A 6,000-nucleotide genomic window follows, 5' to 3' on the forward strand; every position below is an offset into this window, starting at 1 on the left:
CCTGCATTGAGTCGTGAAACTGACCGTCCGTCCCCCGGCCACCAGGGCCGGGGCGGAGCCGCGTATCCCTCGGGCACCCCGCCGTACGGGACCCGCCCGTTTCCGTCGCTGCATCCGCAGGAGGGCCCACGGGACGAGGCGCCCGCCGACGGGGAGACCCCGGGCGCCCCGGCCGCGGGAGAGCCCAGGACCGAGACCACGCTGACCACGCGGATCCGGATCAACATCCCCGGGTCCCGGCCGATTCCGCCCGTCGTGGTCCGTACGACCGTCGACGGCGCCGCGGAGGGCGAGGCCCCCGCCTCCCCGGCCGCCGGCCCCGCCGCGGAGCCGGCGCAGCCGCCCGCGGGATGGACCGCCGCCGGCGGCAACGGCGCCCCGGGCACCGGGCAGGGCGAGCCGGTTCCCGCACCCGCCCCGGCCCCCGAGCCGGAGATCCCGGCGCAGGGCGGCGCGAAGCCGACCAGCGACTGGTTCGCCCCGCGCAAGGCCACGCCCGCCCCGCAGACGCCCGAGGCGGCACCGCCCGCCCCGGCACCCGCCCCCGGGCCGGGCCAGGACTTCGCCGCCCCGGAGATCACGCAGCCGATGCAGCTCGGCGAGCTGCCCTCGCGGCCCACCGGCCAGGAGCGCGGTCCGGGCCGTCCGGGTGGCCCCGGTGCGCCCGGCGGCGCGCCCCGGCCCGGCATCCCGTACCTCACCGACGGGCCCATGGGCCCGGGCGGTCCCGGTGGTCCCGGTGCTCCCGGCCCCCGGCCGTTCCCCGGCCAGGCCGGTCCGGGTCCCGGCGGGCCCGGCGGCCCGTCCGGTCCGGGTGCTCCCGGCCCCGGTGGCCCCGGCACGCCCTTCCGCAGCTTCCAGCCCCCGGCCGGCCCCACCACGGGCCCGATGACCGGCGACATGCGGATCCCCCCGGCCGGTGCCCCGCACACCGAGCCCTTCCCCGGCGCGTTCCCGCCCGCGGGGGAGCGGCTGTCCGGTGACACGGTCGTCAGCGGCATCCCGGCCGTGCCCCCGGCGGGCCCCGCGGTGACCCGCCCGGTCCCGGCCGGCGGCGACGCGTACCACTTCCAGGAGGACGACGAGCCGGCCCCGAAGCCCAAGGGGCGCTCCAAGCTGATACTGGCGGGCGTGGCCGTGGTGGTCCTGCTCGGCATCGCCTACACGGCGGGCCTGCTGATGGACCACTCCGACGTCCCGGCCGGCACCACCGTCTACGGCGTCGACATCGGCGGCAAGTCCAAGGACGAGGCCACGGCGGCGCTCGACGCGCAGCTCGGCCCGCGCAAGGACACCGCGATCACCGTCACCGTCGGCGACCAGACCCGGAAGCTGAAGCCCTCGGCCGCCGGTCTCGTCCTCGACACCGACGCGACCGTCCGCAACGTGGCACGCCGCGACTACAACCCGGTCACCGTGATCGGCTCGCTCCTCGGCGGCACCCGCGAGGTCGACCCCGTCGTGGACACCGACAAGGACAAGCTCCGCGCGCAGCTGGAGAAGCTCTCCGCCGGGCTCGGCGGAGCCGGCTCCGAGGGCAAGATCACGTTCGTGTCCGGCAAGGCCGTCGCCGTCGCCGGCAAGCCGCACCAGGCCATCGACGTCGACGGCTCGGTGGACAAGGTGACGGCGGCCTACGCCACGCAGGTCGCCAGCGGCAAGCCCGGCCTCGTCACGCTGGCGGCCACCACGGTCGAGCCCAAGGTCACCCAGGCCGCGCTCGACGCGGCGGTCAACGGCTTCGGCAAGACCGCGATGTCGGGCTTCGTGTACGTGAAGGCGGGCGGCCAGAAGATCCCGTTCAGCCCGGAGCACTCGCTGTCGCAGGTCCTGTCGATGGTCCCGGACCCGCAGGGCAACCTGACCCCGAAGATCGACCTGGACGTGCTCAAGGGCCTGTACGGCGGCGCTTTCGACGGCGTGCTGGTCACCCGCGGGGACGGCAGCAAGACCGCCGTCACCCCGCAGGACGTCGCCTCGGCGATGCTGCCCGCGCTGCGGACGGACGACCCGGCGAAGAAGACGGTCACCGTGGAGGGCACCTCCTGACCGCCTGACCCTTCCGTCGCGGGTGTGGCCCCGGTACCCGTACCGGGGCCACACCCATGACATCTGTCATGCGCGGAACGGGACGCCGGGCACTGCCGCGCGCACCCCCGCACCGGCGACTCTGCTGCCATGACCGCCATCGCGTTCACGCACGTGACGAAGAGCTTCGGCCCGGTACGGGCCGTCGACGACCTGACCCTGACCCTCCACCCGGGCGAGACCGTCGCCCTCCTCGGCCCCAACGGCGCCGGCAAGTCCACCGCCCTGGACCTGCTGCTGGGCCTGCACACCCCCGACTCCGGCACCGTCGAGATCTTCGGCCGCTCACCGCGCCGCGCGATCTCCGACGGGCTGGTCGGCGCCGTGCTGCAGAGCGGCGGCCTCATGGAGGACGTCACCGTCCGGGAGATCGTGCGGCTCGCCTGCGACCTGCACCCCCGCCCGCGCCCCGTCGCCGAGGTGCTCGCGGACGCCGGCCTGGAGGCGATCGCCGGACGCAAGGTCAACAAGCTCTCCGGCGGCCAGGAGCAGCGCGTGCGCTTCGCCCTCGCGACCGCGGGGGCGAGCGACCTGCTGGTGCTGGACGAGCCCACCACCGGCATGGACGTCTCCGCGCGCCAGGCCTTCTGGGACGCCATGCGCGGCCAGGTGCGGCAGGGCCGCACCGTGCTGTTCGCCACCCACTACCTGGAGGAGGCGGACGCGGTCGCCGACCGCGTGCTCGTCCTGCAGGGCGGCCGGCTGCTGGCCGACGGCACCGCCTCGGAGATCAAGGCGCGCGCCGGGGCCCGGCGGATCGTCTTCGACCTGGACACCGCCTGGGACGAGGCGGTGCTGCTCGCCCTGCCCGGGGTCACGGCGGCCGAAGTGACGGGCTCCACCGTGCGCCTGCGCTCCACCGACGCCGACGCGACCGTGCACGCCGTCTACGCGGCCGGGCTCTACCCCCGGCACCTGGAAGTCGCCGGGCTCGGCCTGGAACAGGCCTTCCTGGCCATCACCGCCGGCACCGCCGGCACGGCATCGGCGGCGCCGAAGGCCGCGTCCAAGGACGAGGATGTGGCGGCCCGATGAGGACGCTGGTCAAGCTGGAGATCCTGCGCGTCCTGCGCAACCGCAAGTTCATGTTCTTCTCGGTGCTCTACCCGGTGCTGCTCTTCCTGATCCTGACGGCAGGTCAGAAAAGCTCCCTGGTGACGTACTACATGGTCGCGATGTGCGCCTTCGGCGCCATGACCGCCGTGCTCATGGGCAACTCCGAGCGCATCGCCCGCGAGCGCGACAAGGGCTGGGTCCGCCAGCTGCGGCTGACCGCGCTGCCCGGCCGCGGCTACGTCCTGGCGAAGATCGCCTCGGCGGCCACCGTCAGCCTGCCCTCGATCGTCCTCGTCCTGATCGCGGGCGCGGCCGTCAAGGGCGTGCGGCTGGACGCCTGGCAGTGGGGCGGCGTGCTGCTGACCAGCTGGGCGGGCAGCTTCGTCTTCGCCGCGCTGGGCGTGGCCATCGGCTACGTCGCGAACGCGGACGTGGCCCGCCCGGTCGCCATGATCGCCTACTTCGGGATGGCGCTGCTCGGCGGCCTGTGGATGCCGTACAGCTCCTTCCCCGGCTGGCTGCGGCACATCGCGGACGTGCTCCCGGCGCGGCCGTACGCCGCGCTCGGCCAGGCCGTCGAGCTCGGCCACGCCCCGCACCTGCGCGACGTGGCGGTGCTCGTGGTCTACCTGGTGCTCTTCGCGGGCACAGCCGCTTGGATGTACCGCAAGGACACCGCGAAGGCCTGAGGGCCGGGAGGGAGCGTGACGTGACCGCGGGAGCGACGCGCCGGCGGGAGGCCGTCCGGGCGGACGACACCACGGCGATCGGCCGGGCACCGGAGAACCGCCGGCAGGCATTCGTGAAGCTGATCTGGATCGCGATGTGGATGCTCTACCTGGGCTCCCCGGTCAGCGATCTGGCCGACGGCGGGCACGGCCTGCTCGCCACCGCGCTGGGCTGGGCCGGCCTCGCCGTGTACGTCACGCTCTACCTCGGCCTGGTCTTCCGGCGGACCAACGCCGACCAGCAGCCGCCCTGGGTGTACGGGGTGCTGGGGCTGCTCGGGGTGTTCGCCCTGGTCCTGGGGCTCACCCTCGGCAGCGCGTTCCTCGTGCTCTTCGTCTACCTGTCGGTCGGCTGCGGCGCGGTCCTGCCCGGCCGCCAGGCGCGCTGGGCGATCCCCGGGGTCACCGCGGTGCTCGCGCTGTGCGCCTGGCCGCACGGCGCGGACGGCATCACGCTCGTCTCGCTCCTCGTGCCGTGCATGCTCGGCGGCTTCGCCATGACGGGCGTGCGGCAACTGGTCCGCACCACCCGGGAACTGCGCGAGGCCCGCGAGACCATCGCGCAGCTGGCCGCCACCGAGGAGCGGCTGCGGCTCGCCCGCGACCTGCACGACCTGCTGGGGCACTCGCTGTCCTTGATCACCCTCAAGAGCGAACTCGCCGGGCGCATGCTGCCCGACCGGCCCGGGGACGCCGCCGCGCAGGTCGCCGACATCGAGCGGGTCAGCCGGCAGGCCCTCGTCGACGTCCGCGAGGCCGTCAGCGGCTACCGGCGGGCCAACCTCCCCGACGAGCTGATCGCGGCCCGCGGCGCCCTGCGGACCGCCGGCATCCGCGCCGACCTGCCCGCCGAGGTGACCGCCCCGCTGACCCCCGAGGCGGAGGCCGCCCTCGCCTGGGCCCTGCGCGAGGCCGTCACCAACGTCGTACGGCACAGCGGCGCCCGGCGGTGCGCTGTCGCCGTCGGCGAGGGCGCGGACGGGGACGGGGGCGGGGACGGCGGAACGGTCTGCCTGACCGTCTCCGACGACGGGCGCGGCCTCGCCGGCCCCGGCGGCGCCGCACGCGGCAACGGCCTCACAGGGCTGGAGGAACGGCTCCTGCTGGCCGGCGGCCGCTTGGAGACGGAGGGCGGACGCGGGTTCACCCTCCGCGCGTTCGTCCCGGCGGGCTACGCTGCCGCCCATGATCCGGGTGCTGCTGGCTGAGGACCAGTCGATGGTGCGCGAGGCACTGGCCGCGCTGCTGGGGCTGGAGGAGGACATCGAGGTCGTCGCCCAGGTCTCCCGCGGCGAGGACGCCGTCGCGGCCGCGCGCGCCGCGGAGGCGGACGTCGCGCTCCTCGACATCGAGATGCCCGGCACCATGACCGGCCTCGACGCGGCGGCCGCGCTCCGGGCCGAGCTGCCGCACGTGCGGGTCGTCATCGTCACCACCTTCGGGCGCCCCGGCTACCTGCGGCGCGCGATGGAGGCCGGCGCCGACGCGTTCCTGGTCAAGGACGCCCCCGCGGCGCGGCTCGCGGACGCGGTGCGCCGCGTCCTGCGCGGGGAGAAGGTCATCGACCCCGCGCTCGCGGCGGCCGCCCTCAGCGGCGGGGCGGATCCGCTCACCGCGCGCGAGCGGGACGTTCTGCGGGCCGCGGCGGATGGCTCGCTCAACGTGGAGATCGCGCGCCGGCTTCACCTCTCCGAGGGGACGGTACGCAACTACCTCTCCACGGCCATCCAGAAAACGGGGGCGCGTAATCGCGCGGAGGCGGTGCGTATCGCGCTCGACCGCGGCTGGCTCTGACCTGGCCTTTCCCCGCCCTCCCGCCCGTGTGCCCTGTGAAGTCAGGCGCCCCGGCGCGTGTTGTGGGGGGTGCCGGGTTCGGGGCCTCCGGGGCCGGCCATTCTGGACAGCACATTTCGGTGCCTCGGGAACTGTTCCTTGATCACCCCGGGTCATGCACCCAAATATGCTCCACAGTCCAGAACGCCCACCCCTCCACCCCCGCCCCCTCTGTCTCGTCATGCGCCTGATCCCCAGTGGGGGGGGTGCCTCTATGTCCTTCGGCAAGCCTGAGCTGGTCATGCGACGGTTGTTTAGGAGAGGCGCGGTTCGTAGAAGGTTCCGTCTCGGAGCA

Annotated in this window: 5 protein-coding genes; all 5 read left to right on the plus strand. The window is 74.8% G+C overall.

Annotated features, from left to right (window positions below):
- The first annotated feature begins 6 nt into the window (after positions 1-6).
- Positions 7-2,049, plus strand: a complete 2,043-nt coding sequence (locus ACFYXS_RS26140) for a hypothetical protein (RefSeq protein ID WP_389252264.1) — start codon at positions 7-9, stop codon at positions 2,047-2,049.
- 129 nt (positions 2,050-2,178) lie between these two features.
- Positions 2,179-3,123 (plus strand): ABC transporter ATP-binding protein, encoded by a 945-nt coding sequence (locus ACFYXS_RS26145; protein WP_389252266.1) that lies wholly within the window; start codon positions 2,179-2,181, stop codon positions 3,121-3,123.
- Positions 3,120-3,833 (plus strand): ABC transporter permease, encoded by a 714-nt coding sequence (locus tag ACFYXS_RS26150; protein ID WP_389252268.1) that lies wholly within the window; start codon positions 3,120-3,122, stop codon positions 3,831-3,833. The genes ACFYXS_RS26145 and ACFYXS_RS26150 overlap by 4 nt, the downstream gene beginning before the upstream one ends.
- Positions 3,834-3,853: 20 nt before the next feature.
- Entirely contained in the window at positions 3,854-5,080 is a 1,227-nt protein-coding gene (locus ACFYXS_RS26155) for a sensor histidine kinase (RefSeq protein ID WP_389252270.1), read from the plus strand.
- Positions 5,058-5,666 (plus strand): DNA-binding response regulator, encoded by a 609-nt coding sequence (locus ACFYXS_RS26160; RefSeq protein ID WP_389252273.1) that lies wholly within the window; start codon positions 5,058-5,060, stop codon positions 5,664-5,666. The genes ACFYXS_RS26155 and ACFYXS_RS26160 overlap by 23 nt, the downstream gene beginning before the upstream one ends.
- The last annotated feature ends 334 nt before the right edge of the window (positions 5,667-6,000 follow it).

Origin of the sequence: Streptomyces sp. NPDC002574 (assembly GCF_042889545.1) — a bacterium.
Lineage (GTDB): Bacteria > Actinomycetota > Actinomycetes > Streptomycetales > Streptomycetaceae > Actinacidiphila.